Here is a 19,281-nt window from a genome sequence, read left to right as displayed (position 1 = left end):
CCCGCCGTCACGAGTCGGCGGGCCGCCACTGGGTCGCGGTGGTGAGGTAGCTGCGAAGGTCACGGTTGTTGGGGTCCGGCTCGACGGAGTCGATCCACAGCAGCACCAGCGTGCCGTCCGGGGCCTCCACGCAGACGCCGGTGTTCTCGCGGAGGCTGGTGTCGTTCAGGATGTCCTCCGGCGGCACGGGGTTGGGGAGCTGAGAGGTGTGCGCGGCCTCGTAGCACCCCGCCGCGTCGACTTCGGGATCCTCGGTCGTGCCCGCGAAGAGTGCGGGATCGAACCAGATACCGTCCTCGGAGACCTCGTCCGAGTCACAGAACATGTACCGGACTCCCGCCTCGCTCTCCAAGTGGTCGAAGCTGCCGTAAGTGAGCCCGGTCTCGACCGTCAGGCCCGACAGGTCGAGCAGCGTGATGTTGGCGCCGTAGCACTCGCCCAGGGCCGGGTCGATGTCGTCTTGATACACCGGCGCGCGAATCGGTAGCGCCACCTCGCTCCTGACCACCTCATACGCCCCGTCCCGCACCGGCTCGTCGCCCTCGCCCGCCTCGGCGGAGCCGCCTTCCTCCGAGCCGCCTTCCTCGAAGCCCCCTTCCTCCGCGCCCGCCTCCTCCAAGGTCGCGCCGTCCGTCGCTCCCGGCTCGTCGCGCCCCGCCGCGGCGTCGTCCGACGTGTCGCCGGCCAGCAGCCGCGCGCCCAGCACCGCGCCGAGTGTCGTCGCCACCACCGCCGTGGCGGTGAGCAGCAGCGCGAGGCGGCGCCGGCCGCCGTCGGGTGGTGGGAGTGCCGTGGCCGGCGGCATCGCCGGCGGCGTCGCCGGCATCGTCGGGAGGCCCGTCCGCCGCAGTCCCGTGACGCGTGCCGCCGGCTCCGCCGGCAGCCAGCTGCCCTCGCGGCGCAGCGTCTGTCCTGGCGACAGCAGCCGGCAGGACTCGATGATCTGGGCCGGGGAAGGACGCGCGCCCGGGTCCTTGGCCAGGCAGGCGCCGATCAGGCCGCGCAGTGCCTCCGGCGCGCCGGACAGCTCGGGGGGCTCCTGCACGATGCGGTACATCAGACCGTGTGCCGAGCCCTCGCCGAACGGGTGGCCGCCGGTGGCCGCGTAGTGGATGACGACGCCCAGCGCGAAGACGTCCGTCGCGGCCGAGATCGCCGGGGTGCCCATGATCTGTTCCGGCGCCATGAAGGCGGGCGTGCCCACCCGCACGTCCGTGCCGGTCAGCGCCGTGCCGTCGGCCGCCTGCGCGATGCCGAAGTCGATCACCTTCGGGCCGTCCGCGGACAGCAGCACGTTCCCCGGCTTCAGGTCCCGGTGCACGATCCCCGCCGCGTGGATCGACTGCAGCGCCTCGGCCACGCCGGCCGTGAGCAGCAGCACCGTCTCCACCGGCAGCGGCCCGTGGTCGCCGACGACGTCGCCGAGCGGCAGCCCCGGGACGTAGGCGGTGGCCAGCCACGGCGCCGGCCCCTCGGTGTCGCAGTCGAGCACCGGTGCGGTGTAGACGCCCTGCACCCGGCGGGCCGCCGTCACCTCGCGCGCGAAGCGCCGGCGGAAGTCCGGGTCGTCGGCGAACTCGGCCCGCACCACCTTCAGCGCGACCGGCTGCCCGCCGGGCGTGTAGGAGAGGTACACGCTGCCCATGCCGCCCGAGCCGAGCCTGGCGTGGACGCGGTAGTCGCCCACCTGCCGGGGATCGGTGTCCCCGAGCTCCCGGAACCTGGCGGAGTCCTGACCCGACCGCCCCGTCACTCCTGTCACGTAATGCCCCCGGATCGACCGCCAGTTCGCGTACCGTGCGTCGCATCCTAGTGCGGAGCGAAGGCACGGCGGCGAGGCACGGCGGCGAGGCGCGGCGGAGAGGACACGGCAGTGAGTGAGCGAAGCGACTTCAGCTATCCGCACGTCGGCGTCACCGCCGGCCGGCCCGTCCCGTCGCCGCCCGCCGGCTACCACCTGCTGCGCGAGCGGGTACGGCTCGGCGACGGCCCCGCCCTCGCCGTCGCGGCCGGCGAGGCCGTGCTGCGTTGGCGCATGCACCATGCGGCCGGGGTGCGGGTGACCAACGAGGCCGAGGTCGCCGAGCCCGGGGTGCGGCTCACGGTCGCGTTCGGCGTGGGGCCGCTGCGGTTCGACGGTGACTGCCGCGTCGTGTGGACGGTCCGGGAACCGGACCGGGTCGGCTTCGCCTACGGCACGCTGCCCGGTCATCCGGAGCGCGGCGAGGAGTCGTTCGTCGTGACGCGCGACCCCGACGACGCCGTCTGGCTCACGGTGACGGCCGTCAGCAGGCCCGGCGTCTGGTACGTCGGACTGGCCGGTCCGCTGGCCCGGATCGCGCAGCGGGCCGCCGCCCGCCGCTACGGTCGGGCGTTGCGCCGGGTCTGCCGGGGCCACGGACCAGGGGGGTCACAGCCGGAGAGACCGTGATGTATGGTTCCCCGTGTCGGCACCCCAGCCGGCGCCTTGTACTGCCAGCGTCGCCACTCCCACCCCGGCGACGGCTGGCCGGGCGGACCGTGAGCCACCCCCCCGCTCCGGTCCGGCCCATCTCACGGGCCGGTCTGCCCATCCCCCCACTCGGGCAGACCGGCCCGCATGGGTTTCCTGACCCGCGTCCTCACCTACGCTCGCCCCGTGCACCCGCTGCTGATCGTCGCCGCCGGCGGCTACGGCGCCCTCGTCGGCGCGCTGCTGGCCCGCCCCGTCTACCGGTTCGCCGTGCCCGCCGGGGAACCCTGGCGCGACACCTGCCCGGCGGGACACCGGCTCACCGGCCGCGTCGCCGCCGGCTGGCTCGGCGCCGGCCGCTGCGCGGGCTGCCCGCCGACCGCCCCGCGGCCCGGGGCCGCGACCGGCACGGCGCTGGCGACCGCCGGCTGCTGCGCCGCGCTCGCCGCCGCCGTCGGGAGCCGCCCCGAGCTGGTGGTCTGGCTGCTCGCCGCCCCCGTGATGGTGCTGCTGGCCACGGTCGACCTCGCGGTGCAGCGGCTGCCCGACCCCCTGACGCTGCCGCTGGCCGGCGGGCTCCTCGTCGGGCTCGGCGTGGCGGCGCCGCTGCCCGGCGCCGGCGGCAGCTGGCCCGGCGCGCTGCTCGGCGGCCTCGCGCTCGGCGCCTGCTACCTGCTGCTGTTCGTCGTCAACCCGAGCGGCATGGGTTTCGGCGACGTCAAGCTGGCGTTGTCCGTGGGCGTAGCCCTTGGGTGGTACGGCTGGCCCGCGGTGCTCGCCGGCACCTTCGTGGGCTTCCTGTTGGCCGCCGGCTACGGAACGGCCCTGGTCATCGCGGGCCGGGCGGGCCGGAGGACGGCCGTGCCCTTCGGCCCCTTCATGGCTCTCGGCGCGCTCGCCGGCCTGACGCTGGCGGGACTCGCGAGCTAAATCACGCCCAGGTGCATACGCCAGGCACCGACATGCGTTACGGTGGAATCCCCCCCTCGGGCCGGTCCGTAACCCCCCCCACGGACCGGCCCGCTTTTTCTTGCCCGGATCCCGCCCACCCGGGCCCGCCGTCCGGCTGGCCGGATCCACCGGTTCCGGTTCGTGCCTGGGGGTGGCGGCGCTAGAGTGCCCGGGCACGGGGAGAGGGCCAGGAGGGGCTGACACACACGATGAGCGCGATCAAGAGCGCGATGAAGAACACCCTGCGTCGCGTCGCCGTCCGACTGTACGCACGACGGGTCGAGGGCCACCTCGACACCGCCCGGGGGCCGAAGCACATCGGCGTCATCCTGGACGGCAACCGCCGCTGGGCCAAGGCGTCGGGCGGGACCACCAGAGAGGGCCACGAGGCCGGCGCCGCCAAGATCAGGGACCTGCTCGGCTGGTGCTCGGAGACGGACGTCGAGGTGGTCACGCTCTGGCTGCTCTCCACGGACAACCTCAACCGGCCGGAAGAGGAGCTGACCCCGTTGCTCTCCATCGTCGAGGGCGCCGTGCGCGACCTCGCCGAGGACGGCCGCTGGCGGGTCAACCATGTCGGCGCGCTCGACGTGCTGCCGGAGCGCACCCGCCGGGTGCTGCGCGAGGCCGAGGAGCTGGCCGGACAGCGTCCCGGGATACTCGTCAACGTCGCCATCGGCTACGGCGGCCGGCAGGAGATCACGGACGCCGTCCGCTCGCTGCTCGCCAAGCGGGCCGCCGACGGCCAGTCCCTCGAGGAGGTCGCCGAGTCGCTCACCACGAGCGACATCTCCGACCACCTCTACACCCGCGGCCAGCCCGACCCCGACCTGGTGATCCGCACCAGCGGGGAGCAGCGGCTCTCCGGCTTCATGCTCTGGCAGAGCGCCCACTCGGAGTACTACTTCTGCGAGGCGTACTGGCCGGCCTTCCGCAAGGTCGACTTCCTGCGCGCACTGCGCGACTACGCGGCCAGGCACCGCAGGTACGGCGTCTAGGCGGCCCGAGGTGCCTGGCGACTTCAGCTAGGGACCATCGGCACTTTCACCCCCATTTCCGGGCGGATAGCCTCGGGGCCATAGGCGGTCACCACACTGTCGCGGGGCGGCCGTCCAGGGCGTTCTTCGCATGAGATGCGCAAGGCGCGGGCATATTCCTCGCGGACCGTGCGTCGGCGCGGTCCGCCGGGAGGCCCGTTTGCGCACCACGTCACCCCCTTCTCTCGTGGGGATCTGGGCCGGGTCCTGGCCCGTGCGCGGCGGGCCGGGGCCGGTTCTCAGCCCCCGGCGCCCTGGGCGGCGCCTTGATTCCACACCTCGTCCGAGGGGGTTCGTCCACACGTGGCCAGCAGCAAGAAGCGTTCCAGCGACCGGCGCATGTACGTCCTCGACACCAGTGTCCTGCTCGCCGATCCGGCGGCCATCACCCGTTTCGACGAGCACGAGGTGGTGCTGCCCGTCGTCGTCATCTCCGAGTTGGAGGACAAGCGGCACCACCCTGAGCTCGGATACTTCGCGCGGCAGGTACTGCGCCGGCTGGACGAACTCCGGGTCAAGCACGGGCGGCTCGACGCGCCGCTGCCCGTAGGGGAGCTCGGCGGCACGCTCCGCGTCGAGCTCAACCACTCCGACCCGACCATCCTGCCCCCGGCCATGCGCGCCGGTGGCGGCCGGCTCCCCGACAACGACTCCCGCATCCTGGCCGTGGCCCGCAACCTGCAGGCCGAGGGCCATGACGTGACGGTCGTCTCCAAGGACCTGCCGCTGCGCATCAAGGCGTCGTCGGTGGGGCTCGCCGCCGAGGAGTACCGGGCCGAGCTGGCCATCACCGAGGCCGACGGCTGGACGGGGATGGTCGAGATCTCGCTGGGCGCCGAGGCGGTCGACGAGCTCTTCGCCGCCGAGAGCGTCAAGGACCCGGTGGCCGCCGAGCTGCCCGTCCACACCGGCCTGGTGATCTCCTCCGAGCGCGGCCGTGCGCTGGGCCGGGTCGCGCCCGACGGCCGGATCCGGCTGGTCCGCGGCGACCGGGAGGCGTTCGGCATCCACGGCCGCAGCGCGGAGCAGCGCATCGCGCTCGACCTGCTGCTCGACCCGGAGGTCGGGATCGTCTCGATGGGCGGCCGGGCGGGCACCGGCAAGTCGGCGCTCGCCCTGTGCGCCGGCATCGAGGCGGTGCTCGAGCGGCGGCAGCACAGCAAGGTGATGGTCTTCCGGCCGCTGTACGCGGTGGGCGGCCAGGACCTCGGCTACCTGCCGGGCACCGAGGCCGAGAAGATGAACCCGTGGGCGCAGGCCGTCTTCGACACCCTCTCGGCGGTCACCACCCGCGAGGTCATCGAGGAGGTCGTGGCGCGCGGCATGCTCGAGGTGCTGCCGCTCACCCACATCCGCGGCCGCTCGCTGCACGACGCGTTCGTCATCGTGGACGAGGCCCAGTCGCTGGAGCGCAACGTGCTGCTGACGGTGCTCTCCAGGATCGGTCAGGACTCCAGGGTGGTGCTGACGCACGACGTGGCGCAGCGGGACAACCTGCGCGTGGGCCGGTACGACGGAGTGGTCGCCGTGGTCGAGAAGTTGAAGGGCCACCCGCTCTTCGCGCACGTGACCCTGACCCGCTCCGAACGCTCCCCGATCGCCGCGCTGGTGACCGAAATGCTGGAAGAGGGGCGCATTTAGTCGCCCCAACGGCGCGAAACAGGCGTCCCGGCGGTTATCCCCCGCCGGGGCGCCTCCCCCGCCCGGGAAACCCCAGGCAGGCCCGTCAATTCCGGGTTTCGCCGACTTGACAAGCCCCGACCCCGTGTGAGCTTTCCCACACGGGGTCGAATTGCTTCCCGGCTCTCGCTTCCGGCAGTGTGTGCGTCTGTCAGGCCCCGCATACGGCAACCGATGCCCCCCAAGGGCACCGCAAGGACTGCTTTTTACAACTGAACAGCCGCTCGCCGTATGCCGCCCGAAGCACCACGCGGGTCCCCGTGCGCATCTCGCTCGGGTTCCCGTCCGGGCCAGCGCCTCCCGCCGCAACGGCACCAGGGGAGGCCCGAGCCAGGGGCACGATTGTGCCCGTGAGGTGACGAGCGGGCGATGTCGGAAGGAAACCGTGTGACCGGGATTTCGGTCCGGGGATTCGCAGTGGCGTCCGCCACCGCTGTGACCAGCGTCGGCGCCGTCGTCGGCGTGGCGTCAGGGGACGAGCAGGGCGCCGCCGCCGAGGGTCTGGAGGTCGTCCCGGCCTCAGCGACGCTGCTCTCGGAGATACCCGCTGGCACGAATGCCCAGCTGCACACCGCGTCGTTGACCCAGCAGGCGGAGGTCCAGTCCGTCGCCGCCGACGCGGAGGCGCGCATCGCCGCCCAGGAGGCGGCCCGTATCCAGGCCGCCGAGGACGCCACCGAGCGCCGGGCCGCCGAGGAGCGTGAGGCCCAGGAGCGCGCCGAGCGCGAGGCGGCCGAGGCCGCCGCCGAGGCCCAGTCCGCGAGCGCGTCGGCCGACTACGCCGTCCAGTCCTCGTACAGCGTGGCCGAGATCCAGCAGATGGCCAGGGAGATCGTCGGCGCGGACCAGTTCCAGTGCTTCTCCAACATCGTGGACCACGAGAGCGACTGGAACTACCAGGCCACCAACCCCTCGTCCGGCGCGTACGGCCTGATGCAGGCGCTGCCCGGCTCCAAGATGGCCTCCGCCGGCGCCGACTGGCAGACCAACCCGGCCACCCAGATCCGCTGGGGCCTGAACTACATGAACGACCGCTACGGCAGCCCGTGCGGTGCGTGGGATTTCTGGACCGTCAACAACTGGTACTGATCCGGAGAATCCCGGCGATCTTCACGTGAGGTCCCCGAGCCGCTCGGCTCGGGGACCTCGCTTGTGACAGCACTGATTCCGGTTGGATATCCCGCCGTCCGGCGGCCCGGGGTAACGTCGAGTCGCGTTTGCGGTGAGATGAAGCTGGGGGCGGAGGGACCAGGGATGTCGAGACTTGGCCGGCTCGGGGCCGGTTTGTCGCGGGTCGGCTCGCGCGTTTCGCGATTGCGGGGCGACGCCGAGCGCGAGCAGGAACGCCGGGAGCGTGAGGCCGGCGAGCGCGGCGAGGCAGAGGTGTCGGCGGCGCGCGCCGCCGTGGGACCCGGGCCTGGGGGCGGACAGACGTTCGAGGCCAGGGCGAGGCAGGCCATACTGACGGGCGGGCCGCCGCCGGAAACGTCGGCGGTCGGTGGAGACGGCGGCGAGGAGCCGCCGCCCCGCACGGCCGAGGTGCCGTTGCCGCGCCGCCCCGAGCCCGCGGAGGCGATCCCGTGGGGCGTGCGGGTGGCGGCCGAGGCGGGCTGGCGGATGCTGGTGCTCGCCGGCGTGCTCTGGGTCGTGATGCAGGTGGTCAGCTCGGTCAGCCTGCTGGTGATGTCGTTCGCCGCCGGCCTGCTGATCACGGCCGCGCTCCAGCCGTTCGTCGGCTGGCTCAAGCGACTCGGCATCGGCCGCGGCGCGGCCACCGCCATCACGGCGCTCGGCGGCTTCGCGGCGATGGGCCTGGTCGGCTGGTTCGTGGTCTGGCAGGTCATCGAGAACTCGGACCGCCTGGTCGAGCAGGTGCAGGACGGCATCGAGCAGGTGCGGAACTGGCTCCTCGAACTGCCCTTCGACATCACCGAGGACAACATCAACGAGTGGACCGAGAACATCAACGACTGGATCGCTGACCACAGCTCCGAGTTGACCTCGGCCGGCCTCGAAGGCGTCAACTACGCGGTGGAGTTCTTCACTGGTGCGGGTCTCGCGCTGTTCGTGGTCCTCTTCCTCCTCTACGACGGCGCCGGCGTGTGGCAGTGGTTCCTGCGCCTCGTGCCGCGGTCCGCCAGGGAGGGCGTGGCGGGCGCCGGGCCCCGCGCCTGGATCACGCTGACCGGCTACGTGCGCGGCACGGTGATAGTCGCGCTGATCGACGCGCTCGGCATCGGCGTCGGGCTGTTCGTCCTCGAGGTGCCGATGGCCGTGCCGCTCGGCGTGATCGTCTTCCTCTCGGCCTTCGTGCCGCTGGTCGGCGCGATCGCCTCCGGCGCCCTGGCCGTGGTGGTGGCCCTGGTCACCAACGGCGCGGTGGACGCGTTGATCGTGCTCGGCGTGGTGCTGCTCGTGCAGCAGATCGAGGGCCACATCCTGCAGCCGTTCATCCTGGGCCGGATGGTGCGGGTGCACCCGCTGGCCGTGGTGCTCGGCGTCGCCGCCGGCTCCATGCTGGCCGGCATCCCGGGCGCGGTCGTCGCGGTGCCGCTGATCGCGGTCACCAGCACGGTGGTCGGCTACCTGCGGGCCTACCAGGAAGAGCTCGACGCCCGCGCCGGCCGCGCCGCCACCAGCGGCGCGACGATCGCCGAGATCGCCCCCACGCCGCCGCCCCCGACGTGACCGGCCTGCCGGCCTACCGGTCCGAAGGACCGCCGGCGGCCACGCTCCTCCGGAGCGGCGCCCGGCCTGACGGCCGGTGAGTCGCCCTCCGGGCGGTCCCGCCGGCTTCGCCGGGCCCACCGTTCCTCCGGGCGGTGGGTCCGAGCCGTTGGGCCGTCCCACGGCCATACGTCGGCCGGCGCTCCGACTCCGCGCGGCCGTTCACCCGTAGCCTGCGGCGGCCACCCGCGCGACGCCGTGGCTCATCGCCGCACCGCCAGGGCGGACTCGACGGCCCATCGGCGCTCGACGCGTCCGCCCGCAACCGGCAGGCCCGTTCCGCCCCGAAGGGGCGGGGCCGCGCCCGGCGCCGCCTGCGGCGCTTGGCTCGTGCCCGGCCTGTCGCTCCTTCGAGCCGGTAGGCCGGTAGGCCTGTTCCGTCCGGAGGGGCCCGTCAAGCCCGGCGCCGGCCGGTGGCCGCCCGTGCGCTTGGCTCGCGGGCGGCCTGTCGCTCCTTCGAATCGGTAGGCCGGCGGCCTGTTCCGCCCGGAGGGGCGGGGCCGCGTCCGGCGCGAGCCGGTGGCCGCCCGCGGCGCCTGGCTCGCGCCCGGGCGCCGCTCCTTCGGAGCGGGAGCCGCCAGGCTCAGCCCGCCCAGCCGTGCCTCGGTGGGTGGCGGACTTCGAGGAGCCAGGAGAGGCGTTCCGTGTCGGTCGCGGTCCAGTCGTCCGGTGGGGCGATCGCGGCCCAGGCGTCGACCGGGTTGGAGCCGTAGCGGTGGCCGTGTGGCGCCGGGGCGCCGTAGGAGTTGGCCATGTCGACGGTCGTCTGCCAGAAGGTGACGAAGGGGAACCAGTCGACGGACGAGGTGACGTCGGGGCCGAGCGGCCGGTTCAGCCACTCGGGGCGGCGGAACAGCAGGTCGGGTGACCACCAGACCACCGGGTCCGAGGCGTTCTGCAGGTAGACGACGCGTGGTTCGAGCCACGGCTCGCCCTCCGGGAGCCGCAGGTCGCGGTCGGGGAACTGCGCGAACCTGACGTGGCGGCCGTCGTCGTAGACCGGCCGCCAGATGGGGCTGCCGGCGTCCCGCCGCTCGGTGAGCTCGCTGTGGATCGGGCTGAAATCCGGGGGGCCGATGAGCAGCGCGCCGTCCGTGCGGGAGAGCAGGTCGTCCAGATTGTCGAAGGCCGACTCGATCGCCGAGACCGCCAGGCTCTCGCCGAACACCAACAGCATCGGCCGCTCGGCGGCCGGCTCCTGCTCCCAGCGCGCGTGCACGGCGTCGAACAGCTCCTCGGTGGCCCGGCCGGCCTCCTCCCTGTCCACCATGAACGAGGCCCAACTCGGCAGGTAGGAGTACTGCATGGCCACCACGGCGGTGTCGCCGCCGTGCATGTACTCCAGGGCCTCGACGGTGGTCGGGTTGACCCAGCCCGTGCCCGTGGTGCCCGTGATGGCCAGCACCTCGCGGTCGAACGCGCCGGTGCGCTCCAGCTCGCGCACCGCGAGCTCCGCGCCGTCGGCGTAGTCGTCGTACGCCTTGCGGCCCACGTAGACCCGGATCGGGTCGAGGGCCGCCTCGGTGCCGCCGAACTCCGCGATCTCGTCGGCCGACAGGGCGGTGCCGGTGAAGGTGCGGCCCTTGTTGCCGAGGTCGTCCCAGGAGATCAGCGAGTCGGGGCTGCCCGAGAGCGTGGGCGTGTAGGGCCGCATCACGCCGGGGTCGGTCGACTCGTCCTTGGCCGCCGCGAGCCGGTCGGCGACCTCGAGGATGCCGCGGTCCCAGACCACGTCGCGCATGCCGATGACCGTGATGGCGGTGCTGAGCGTGAGTCCGAGGGCGACCGCCGCCGGCCAGGGCATGATCCGGTTGAGCAGCCTGGTGAGCTGCCGGGTGCCCAGCCGGATGGACCTGGCGACGAGCAGCAGCAGGCCGAGCACCGTCAACGAGATCAGCGCGATCATCAGCGAGTGCCAGGTGAGGGTGGGCGGCAGCTCCTGGAGCCGGCGCAGCTCGCGCTGCCCGTCCGCGCTGCGGCCGAGCAGGAAGGCGATGGCGAGCGGGAGGGCTACCAGGAAGGCGAGCCAGCAACGGGCCCTGACGCGCTCGCTCGGGCGCCACGGGAACAGCAGCCGGTAGAGCCAGGCGAGCAGCGCGCCGAGCCCGTACCCGATGGCGGCCGTGATGCCGCCGATGGCGCCCTGGTAGTACCAGGGGCGGGGGACCAGGGACGGGGTGAGGGAGAGCCAGAAGAAGAAGGTGGCGGCCAGCGAGGCGGTGAGGTCGGGCCAGCGCCTGACCAGCCACTCGCTGCTCGGGCGCTCCCAGTAGGGGTGACGGGCCACGGCGGCGGCGCGCTCGAAGGCCCGCGCGCCGGCGGCACGCAGCGCGTGCGGGGCGGGTGCGTCCGTGCGCTCCTCCGGTGGCGGAAGCGCCGGCGGCTCCTCCCGCGCGGTCTGCTTGTCCACGGAAGGCCCCCGTCCACCTCAGCCCCAGGTCCACCTCAGCCCCAGGCCGGCACTCGCTGTAGCTCTCACGCTAGATGATCAGACGCCACTCGGGTACGTGGCGTTGCCTGTCCTATGCCGATCCGTGCCACCAGGGTGACGGAGGTCGTCCGCGGGGGGCCGTATGGCGGTCCCGCGGGGTATACCCGACGTCTATACACCGTGTTTATACACGCCGTGTATAGTCGTCCCCATGTCCATCAGTCACACGCTCCTCGGCCTCCTCGAGTCCGGCCCCCGGCACGGATACGACCTCAAGCGAGCCTTCGACGCCCACTTCGGGCAGGACCGCCCGCTGCACTACGGGCAGGTGTACTCGACGATGTCCCGCCTGCTGAAGAACGGCCTGGTCGAGGTCGAGGGCATAGAGCCGGGCGACGGCCCCGAGCGCAAGCGGTACGCCATCACCGACGCGGGGGTCACCGACGTCGAGGGCTGGCTCACCAGCCCCGAGAAGCCCGAGCCGTACCTGCACAGCGTGCTCTACACCAAGGTGGTGCTCGCGCTGCTCACCGGCCGGGACGCGGCCGTGCTGCTGGACACGCAGCGCGCCGAGCACCTGCGGCTGATGCGCGAGCTCACCCGCCGCAAGACCGGTGGGGACCTGGCCGACCAGCTGATCTGCGACCACGCGCTGTTCCACCTGGAGGCCGACCTGCGCTGGCTCGAGCTCACCACCGCCCGCCTGGACCGCCTCGCCGCGGAGGTCCGCTCATGACCGACCAGTTCCTGCTCTCGGCCACCGACCTGCGCAAGACCTACGGCTCGACCCCGGCCCTCGCGGGCGCGAGCTTCGCCATCGGCTCAGGGGAGGTGGTCGCGGTGATGGGCCCCTCGGGATCCGGCAAGTCCACGCTGCTGCACTGCCTGGCCGGCATCGTCCCGCCCGACGCGGGCACCGTGCGCTACGCCGGGCGCGAGGTGTCCGGCCTCTCCGACGCCGAGCGCAGCGCGCTGCGCCGCTCCGACTTCGGGTTCGTCTTCCAGTTCGGCCAGTTGGTGCCCGAGCTCACCTGCGCGGAGAACGTGGCGCTGCCGCTGCGTCTCACCGGCACCCCCCGCAAGGCCGCCGAGGCCAGGGCGGCGGAGTGGCTGGAGCGGCTCGAGGTGGCGGACGTGCGCCACCACCGGCCGGGGCGGATCTCGGGTGGCCAGGGCCAGCGCGTGGCGGTCGCCCGCGCCCTGGTGAACGACCCCCGGGTGATCTTCGCCGACGAGCCCACCGGCGCCCTCGACTCGCTCAACGGCGAGCGTGTGATGGAGCTGCTGGTCGCGGCCGCCAGGGACACGGGCGCCGCCGTGGTGCTCGTCACCCACGAGTCGCGCGTCGCCGCGTACTCGGACCGCGAGGTCGTCGTCCGGGACGGGCGCGCCAGGGACCTGGCGGGGGCGGCATGAGCGCCGTCCGTGCCTGGGCGCGCGACCTCGGCGTCGGCGCCCGGTTCGCGCTCGCCGGCGGCCGCTCCGGCTGGGCCCGCACCACTCTCACGGCGGTGGGCGTGGGCCTCGGGGTGGTCGTGCTGCTGCTGGCCGCCTCGATCCCCAGCGCCCTGGAGGCCCGCGCCCAGCGGCAGGACGCGCGGGCGATCGGGCAGGGCACCCAGGTGCCGCCCGGTCCCGACACGGTGCTCGTCCTGTCCGCCGACACCGAGTACCGCGGGCGCACCGTCGAGGGCCGGCAGCTCCAGCCCGACGCGGGCGAGGCCACCACGGCCACCCCGCCCCCCGGCCTCGACGCCTTCCCCGCCCCGGGCGAGATGGTCGTCTCGCCGGCCCTCGGCCGGCTGCTCGACTCGCCCGACGGGCGGCTGCTCGCCGAGCGCCTGGCCTACGAGCGCGCCGGCACCATCGCCCCGGAGGGACTGTCGGGCCCGGGAGAGCTCTACTACTACGCCGGCACCGACGTCCTCGGGGACAACGCGGTCCGCGTCGCCGAGTTCGGACACCGGTCCATGGGCGAGCCGTTGTCGCCCGCGCTGACCCTGCTGGTCCTGGTGATCTGCGTCGGGCTGCTGATGCCGGTGGCGGTCTTCATCGCGACGGCCGTCAGGTTCGGCGGCGAGCTGCGGGACCGGCGGCTCGCGGCACTGCGCCTGCTCGGCGCGGACATGACCATGACCCGGCGGATTGCGGCCGGCGAGTCGTTGGCCGGCTCCCTCCTCGGCCTGGCCCTGGGCGGCGCGGGCTTCCTGCTGCTCCGTCAGTACCTGAGCGGCGTCACGGTCCTCGACATCAGCGCCTACCCGGCCGACATCGTGCCCGAGGGCTCCCTGATCGTGCTCGTCCTGATCACCGTGCCGGCCTCGGCGCTCGCGGTCACCCTCTTCGCGCTGCGCGGCGTGACGATCGAGCCGCTCGGCGTCGTCCGGCACGCGGAGGGCAGGCCCCGGCGTCTCGCCTGGCGCCTGGTCCCCGTCCTGCTGGGCCTCGGCCTGCTGGTCCCGCTGGTCTCCAGCTTCTCGGCCGCCGACGACGGCACGCTCGCCCAGGCCGCCGTGGGCATCGTGCTGCTGCTCGCCGGCAGCACGATCGTGCTGCCCTGGCTCGTCGAGCGGCTGGTCGGCGGCCTCGGCGGCGGGCCGCTCTCCTGGCAGCTGGCCACCAGGCGGCTCCAGTTGGGCAGCGGCCCGGCGGCGCGCGCCGTCAGTGGGATCACGGTCGCGGTCGCCGCGGCCACCGCCCTGTCCATGCTGTTCTCCGGCGTCAGGTCGGAGGAGACCGTGGAGACGGGCCAGGATCCGGACCGGGCCCAGCTGGAGGTCTTCGCGCCCCTCACCAACGGGCAGGACAGCACCAGGCTCATCGGTGAGTTGGAGAGCCTGCGCGGCGTCGAGGGCGCCCTCGGGATGGTCACCGGGAGCGGCGTCAGCCTCGGCGGGTCCGCCTACCAGTCCACCGTCACCGTCGCGGACTGCGGCACCCTGCGGGAGCTGACCGAGCTCGCCAGCTGCTCCGACGGGGACGTCTTCCACGTGGACGACGGGGAGTTCGCCCCGCGTCCCGGGGACCGCCTCGACCTCAGCGGCGAGGAGGGCGGCGACCCGACCGCCGTCTGGACGGTGCCCGCCTCCATCACGTCCGTCGGGTCCCGCCCCGACCCCGGCGGCACCACCAGGTCCGGGATCTTCGCCACCCCGGCCGCGCTCGACCCCGAGCGCCTGGTGGGCGCTGCCACCTCCGCGCTGCTCCGCCTCGACCCGGACGACCGCGACGCCGTGGAGCGGGTGCGCAACGTGGCCTGGCACCGGGCCGAGCAGGCGGCCGTGTGGGAGATGGCCGCGGAGCGGCCCTCGTGGAACATCGAGCGGATCCAGGCCGGCCTGCTGGCCGGAGCCACCGGGGTGCTGCTGCTGATAGGGGCCAGCATGGTCGTCACCACCGTGGAGCAGCTGCGGGAGCGCAGGCGCCTGCTGTCCGCGCTGATCGCGGTCGGCACCCGCCGCCGCACCCTCAGCGCCTCCATCCTGTGGCAGACGGCGATACCGGTGGTCCTCGGCCTGACGATGGCCTCCGCCGTGGGCACCGCGCTCGGGGCCCTGCTGATGGGCATGGTCGACCTGCCGGTGGGCGACTGGTCGGCCTTCCTGCCCATGGCGGTCGTGGGCGCCGGCGTGATCGTCCTGGTGACGCTGGTCAGCCTGCCGTCCCTCTGGTACGTGATGCGGCCCGACGGGCTGCGGACCGAGTAGCCCGCGGCCTCGATCGGGTGGCGGACGGCGCGGCGAGGGCTGCCGGTAGATTCGTCCTTATGAGTGGGACGAATGAGTACCGGATCGAGCACGACTCCATGGGAGAGGTGCGGGTGCCGGCCGAGGCGCGGTGGCGCGCGCAGACCCAGCGGGCCGTGGAGAACTTCCCGATCTCCGGCCAGCGGATCGAGCGCGCGCACATCGCGGCCCTGGCCCGGATCAAGGCGGCGGCCGCCACCGTCAACGCCGAGCTCGGCGTGATCGACAAGGACCTGGCCGAGGCCATCGTGGCCGCCGCCGACGAGGTGGTCGAGGGGCGCTGGGACGAGCACTTCCCGATCGACGTCTTCCAGACCGGGTCCGGCACCTCCTCCAACATGAACACCAACGAGGTGCTCGCGACCCTCGCCAGCGAGCGCCTCGGCCGCCCGGTCCACCCCAACGACCACGTCAACGCCAGCCAGTCGTCCAACGACGTCTTCCCCTCCTCCATCCACATCGCCGCCACCGGCGCGGTCACCGGCGAGCTGATCCCGGCGCTCGCGCACCTGGCCGAGTCGCTGGAGCGCAAGGGCCAGGAGTTCGCCGGCGTCGTCAAGTCCGGCCGCACCCACCTGATGGACGCCACCCCTGTCACCCTTGGCCAGGAGTTCGACGGCTACGCGGCGCAGATCCGGTACGGCATCGAGCGGCTGAACGCCTCGCTGCCCCGGCTCGCCGAGCTGCCGCTGGGCGGCACCGCCGTCGGCACCGGCATCAACACCCCGCCCGGCTTCTCCGCCGCCGTCATCGCCGAGGTCGCCCGCACCACGGGGCTGCCCCTCACCGAGGCCCGGGACCACTTCGAGGCCCAGGGCGCCCGCGACGGCCTGGTCGAGACCTCAGGACAGCTGCGCACCATCGCCGTCTCGCTCACCAAGATCTGCAACGACCTGCGCTGGATGTCCTCCGGCCCGCGCACCGGCCTCGCCGAGATCAACCTGCCCGACCTCCAGCCCGGTTCCTCGATCATGCCCGGCAAGGTCAACCCGGTGATCCCCGAGGCCGTGCTGATGGTGGCCGCCCAGGTCATCGGCAACGACGTGACCGTCACCACGGCCGGCGCCTCCGGCAACTTCGAGCTGAACGTGATGCTGCCGGTCATCGCCAAGAACCTGCTGGAGTCCATCCGGCTGCTGGCCAACGCCTCCCGGCTGCTGGCCGACCGCACCGTCGACGGCGTCACCGCCAACGAGGAGCGGGCTCGCGAGTACGCCGAATCCTCGCCATCCGTGGTCACGCCGCTCAACCGCTACATCGGTTACGAGGAGGCGGCCAAGGTCGCCAAGCGGGCCCTCAAGGAGCGGAAGACGATCCGGGAGGCGGTGCTCGACGGCGGCTACGTGGAGCGCGGAGACCTCACCGTCGAACAGTTGGACGAGGCGCTCGACGTGCTGCGCATGACCCGCCCTTGATCATTTCCTGGGAGTTTCCTGACCGTTCGTCGGTCGGTCACCCTCCCTTCGGCGCGGCCGGATGCACCCGCCCCCGGCGCGGGCCCGAATAGCATGAGGAGATGACAACGGGAACTGACCGGCCGGAAGGCACGGACCGCTGGCGGCCCGGTGACCACGTCCTGTGGCGTTACCGGGCCAACGGCGGCCCCGGCTTCCACATCTGCCGGCCCGTCACCGTGGTCCGCGACACCCCCGAGCTGCTGGCCGTCTGGATGGCCCCCGGCACCGAGTGCGTCCGCCCCGAGCTGGCCGACGGCACCCCCGTCCACCTGGAGCCGCTGGCGACCCGTTACACCAAGCCCCGTGTCACCGTTCGAACGCAGTGGCTGGGCGCGGGGGTGCTGAAGCTCGCACGCCCCGGCGAGCCCTGGTCCGTGTGGCTTTTCTGGGAGCGGGGCTGGCGCTTCAAGAACTGGTACGTCAACCTTGAGGAGCCCCGGAGCAGGTGGTCGGGCGGGGTGGATTCCGAGGACCACTTCCTCGACATCGCGGTCTACCCCGATCACAGCTGGGAGTGGCGGGACGAGGACGAGTTCGCCCAGGCTCAGCAGGCCGGCCTGTTGACCGGGGAGCAGGCGGCGGGCGTCCGCGAGGCCGGCCGCCGCGCGACGGCGCTGATCCGCGAGTGGGGCCCGCCCTTCTCGGAGAACTGGGTCTCCTGGCGTCCCGACCCTCGCTGGCGCGTTCCCCGGCTGCCCCCCGACTGGGCCAAGTTGCCGCAGGGTTGGGACAGATCAGGTCCCGCCATGGCACCCTCACCTGAGGCGCCCATGGCGCCCTAGACCGAGGTGGCAAGACTGCCGAGGCACCCGAGAGGCTCTTGATGTCGACCGGGGCGCCAAACGTAGGATCACCCCCACGACCACACAACTGGACAACGCCCCCACCCCGCACGCTAGTTCCCCGCCTGGATGGACATCCCCTCGTGACGGACCCGACCCCACCGCAGCCCGTGGCTCGCACGGCGGACGTACCCACGTTCGCCGAGAGCTCCGCGCTGCCGCACGCCCGCTCCGAGCCCGGAACCGCCGAACACCCGCCCGCCCACCCCGCCGCCGGCGAGGGGCTGAACGGCAGGATGCGCGAGACCGACCGGCTGCGGTTCGTGGGGTCGGCCACCCGCCGGATCGCGCGGGGCATCGACGTGGACGAGATCGTCATCGGCCTGTGCCGGGCCTCGGTCCCGGCCTTCTCGGACGCCATCCTGGTCTACCTCCTCAACCCCATGCCGGTCGGCGACGAGATGCCGGCCACCCCGTGGGTCCTCAAGCTCCGCCGCACCGACCGCATCCCCGAGCAGCTGGCCTTCGGCAACACCAGGGCGCCCGACACGGCCGACGCCGCGGGCTCGCTGCTGCCGCTGCTGGCCGGCGCCACCTCGACCGTCGAGGTCAGGGGCAACGGTCCGCTGGCCGAGGTGATGCGCGGGGTGCGGCCGCTGTTCACCGAGTCCCAGGTGCCGAGGGCGGCGCTGCGCGAGCTGACCGGCGCCGAGACCGTCCCCGAGGAGCGGCGCGCGATCATCGCCCCGCTGCGCGGCCGGCGCCGGGTGATCGGCGTCGCGGTCTTCCTCCGGCCGCCCGATCGCGAGTCCTTCGAGCAGGAGGACCTGCAGGTCGCGGCGCAGCTCGCCACCCATTCGGCGCTCGGCGTCGACAAGGCCATGCTGTACGGCCGTGAGGCGTCCATCGCCGACGAACTGCAGCGCACCATGCTCCCCGACGACCTGCCGGCGCCCACCGGGGTGCGGCTCGCGAGCCGTTATCTTCCCGCCGCCCAGTCCGCCCGCGTCGGCGGCGACTGGTACGACGCCATCCCGCTGCCCGGCAGCAGGGTGGCGTTGGTCGTGGGCGACGTGATGGGCCACTCGACGACGTCGGCCGCCATCATGGGCCAGCTGCGGACCACCGTGCAGACCCTGGCCGGGCTCGACCTGCCGCCGCAGGAGGTGCTGCACCACCTCGACGAGCAGGCGCAGCGCCTCGGCACCGACCGGATGGCCACCTGCCTCTACGCGGTCTACGACCCGGTCGCGCACCGCATCACCGCCGCGAACGCCGGCCATCCGCCGCCCGTGCTGCTGCACGTCGACGGATCGACGGAGCTGGTCGAGCTCCCGCCCAACGCGCCGATCGGCGTCGGCGGCGTGGACTTCGAGACCGTCGAGTTCGACGCGCCGGCCGGGGCCACGCTGCTGCTCTACACGGACGGTCTGGTCGAGTCGCGCACCAGGGACGTGTGGACCGGCGTGGAGCACCTGCGCGAGAAGCTGGCGGCGATCTCCGGGCTCACCCGGCCGGACGCGGCGCTTCCGCTGGAGCCGCTGTGCGACGAGATCCTGGACATCGTGGGCCCCGGCGACCGGGACGACGACATCGCCCTGCTGGCCGCCAGGTTCGAGGGCATCGCGCCCGAGAGCGTCGCCTTCCGCCGCCTGGACCCGCGTGCCGAGTCGGTGCGCGAGGCCAGGCGGCTGGTGCGCGAGAGCCTGGAGAAGTGGCAGCTCGGCGAGCTCGAGGACTCGGTCGAGCTGTTGGTCAGCGAGGTGGTGACCAACGCCGTCCGGTACGCCGAACGCCCGGTCACCGTCCGCCTGTTGCGCACGGACGTGCTGCGCTGCGAGGTCGGCGACGACGTGCCGCAGCTGCCACGGCTGCGGCAGGCGGGGCCGGCGGACGAGGGCGGGCGGGGCCTGTACCTCGTCCAGCGGCTCGCCAGGCAGTGGGGCGCGACGCGCCTGTCCACCGGCAAGTTGGTCTGGTTCGAGGTGGCCCCGCCCGCCGCCGCCAGCTGAGCGGCC

General features: G+C 73.3%; 14 protein-coding genes. 12 read left to right on the top strand and 2 right to left on the bottom strand.

Annotation, left to right across the window (positions count from 1 at the left end; translation table 11 throughout):
- Positions 1-7: 7 nt before the first annotated feature.
- On the bottom strand, positions 8-1,762 hold the full coding sequence (locus tag ACFWI8_RS23845; RefSeq protein ID WP_387094958.1) for a serine/threonine-protein kinase: 1,755 nt from the start codon (positions 1,760-1,762) through the stop codon (positions 8-10).
- Positions 1,763-1,873: 111 nt separating this feature from the next.
- Between ACFWI8_RS23845 and ACFWI8_RS23840 the strand changes: the two genes are divergently transcribed.
- From ACFWI8_RS23840 to ACFWI8_RS23815, 6 genes are all read left to right on the top strand, one after another.
- Positions 1,874-2,431: a DUF1990 family protein gene (locus tag ACFWI8_RS23840; RefSeq protein ID WP_387094956.1), complete on the top strand. Its 558-nt coding sequence runs from the start codon at positions 1,874-1,876 to the stop codon at positions 2,429-2,431.
- A 168-nt stretch (positions 2,432-2,599) separates the two neighbouring features.
- On the top strand, positions 2,600-3,382 hold the full coding sequence (locus ACFWI8_RS23835) for a prepilin peptidase (RefSeq protein WP_387094954.1): 783 nt from the start codon (positions 2,600-2,602) through the stop codon (positions 3,380-3,382).
- 230 nt (positions 3,383-3,612) lie between these two features.
- Entirely contained in the window at positions 3,613-4,401 is a 789-nt protein-coding gene (locus ACFWI8_RS23830) for an isoprenyl transferase (protein ID WP_387094952.1), read from the top strand.
- A 378-nt stretch (positions 4,402-4,779) separates the two neighbouring features.
- Positions 4,780-6,081, top strand: coding sequence for a PhoH family protein (locus ACFWI8_RS23825; protein WP_311601217.1), 1,302 nt, complete (start codon positions 4,780-4,782; stop codon positions 6,079-6,081).
- A gap of 408 nt (positions 6,082-6,489) precedes the next feature.
- Entirely contained in the window at positions 6,490-7,209 is a 720-nt protein-coding gene (locus ACFWI8_RS23820; RefSeq protein ID WP_387094950.1) for a transglycosylase SLT domain-containing protein, read from the top strand.
- A gap of 165 nt (positions 7,210-7,374) precedes the next feature.
- Positions 7,375-8,808: an AI-2E family transporter gene (locus tag ACFWI8_RS23815; RefSeq protein ID WP_387094948.1), complete on the top strand. Its 1,434-nt coding sequence runs from the start codon at positions 7,375-7,377 to the stop codon at positions 8,806-8,808.
- A gap of 622 nt (positions 8,809-9,430) precedes the next feature.
- Here the strand turns inward: ACFWI8_RS23815 and ACFWI8_RS23810 are convergent.
- Positions 9,431-11,257, bottom strand: a complete 1,827-nt coding sequence (locus ACFWI8_RS23810; protein WP_387094946.1) for an alpha/beta hydrolase — start codon at positions 11,255-11,257, stop codon at positions 9,431-9,433.
- 232 nt (positions 11,258-11,489) lie between these two features.
- Between ACFWI8_RS23810 and ACFWI8_RS23805 the strand changes: the two genes are divergently transcribed.
- From ACFWI8_RS23805 to ACFWI8_RS23780, 6 genes are all read left to right on the top strand, one after another.
- Positions 11,490-12,014 (top strand): PadR family transcriptional regulator, encoded by a 525-nt coding sequence (locus ACFWI8_RS23805; protein ID WP_387094944.1) that lies wholly within the window; start codon positions 11,490-11,492, stop codon positions 12,012-12,014.
- Positions 12,011-12,694 carry an ABC transporter ATP-binding protein gene (locus ACFWI8_RS23800; RefSeq protein ID WP_311601178.1) on the top strand — a complete coding sequence of 228 codons (684 nt, stop codon included), beginning with the start codon at positions 12,011-12,013 and terminating at the stop codon, positions 12,692-12,694. The genes ACFWI8_RS23805 and ACFWI8_RS23800 overlap by 4 nt, the downstream gene beginning before the upstream one ends.
- Positions 12,691-14,985, top strand: a complete 2,295-nt coding sequence (locus ACFWI8_RS23795) for an ABC transporter permease (protein ID WP_387094942.1) — start codon at positions 12,691-12,693, stop codon at positions 14,983-14,985. The genes ACFWI8_RS23800 and ACFWI8_RS23795 overlap by 4 nt, the downstream gene beginning before the upstream one ends.
- 59 nt (positions 14,986-15,044) lie before the next feature.
- Positions 15,045-16,439 (top strand): class II fumarate hydratase, encoded by a 1,395-nt coding sequence (locus tag ACFWI8_RS23790; RefSeq protein WP_387094940.1) that lies wholly within the window; start codon positions 15,045-15,047, stop codon positions 16,437-16,439.
- A gap of 101 nt (positions 16,440-16,540) precedes the next feature.
- Positions 16,541-17,263 (top strand): DUF402 domain-containing protein, encoded by a 723-nt coding sequence (locus ACFWI8_RS23785; protein ID WP_387094938.1) that lies wholly within the window; start codon positions 16,541-16,543, stop codon positions 17,261-17,263.
- Between the two features lie 41 nt (positions 17,264-17,304).
- Positions 17,305-19,275 (top strand): SpoIIE family protein phosphatase, encoded by a 1,971-nt coding sequence (locus tag ACFWI8_RS23780; RefSeq protein WP_387094936.1) that lies wholly within the window; start codon positions 17,305-17,307, stop codon positions 19,273-19,275.
- The last annotated feature ends 6 nt before the right edge of the window (positions 19,276-19,281 follow it).

It is taken from the genome of Streptomyces sp. NPDC127098 (genome assembly GCF_042722465.1).
GTDB lineage: Bacteria > Actinomycetota > Actinomycetes > Streptomycetales > Streptomycetaceae > Streptomyces > Streptomyces millisiae.
Note: the sequence above shows the minus strand (reverse complement) of the source record. Positions and strands in the feature narration are given on the sequence as shown.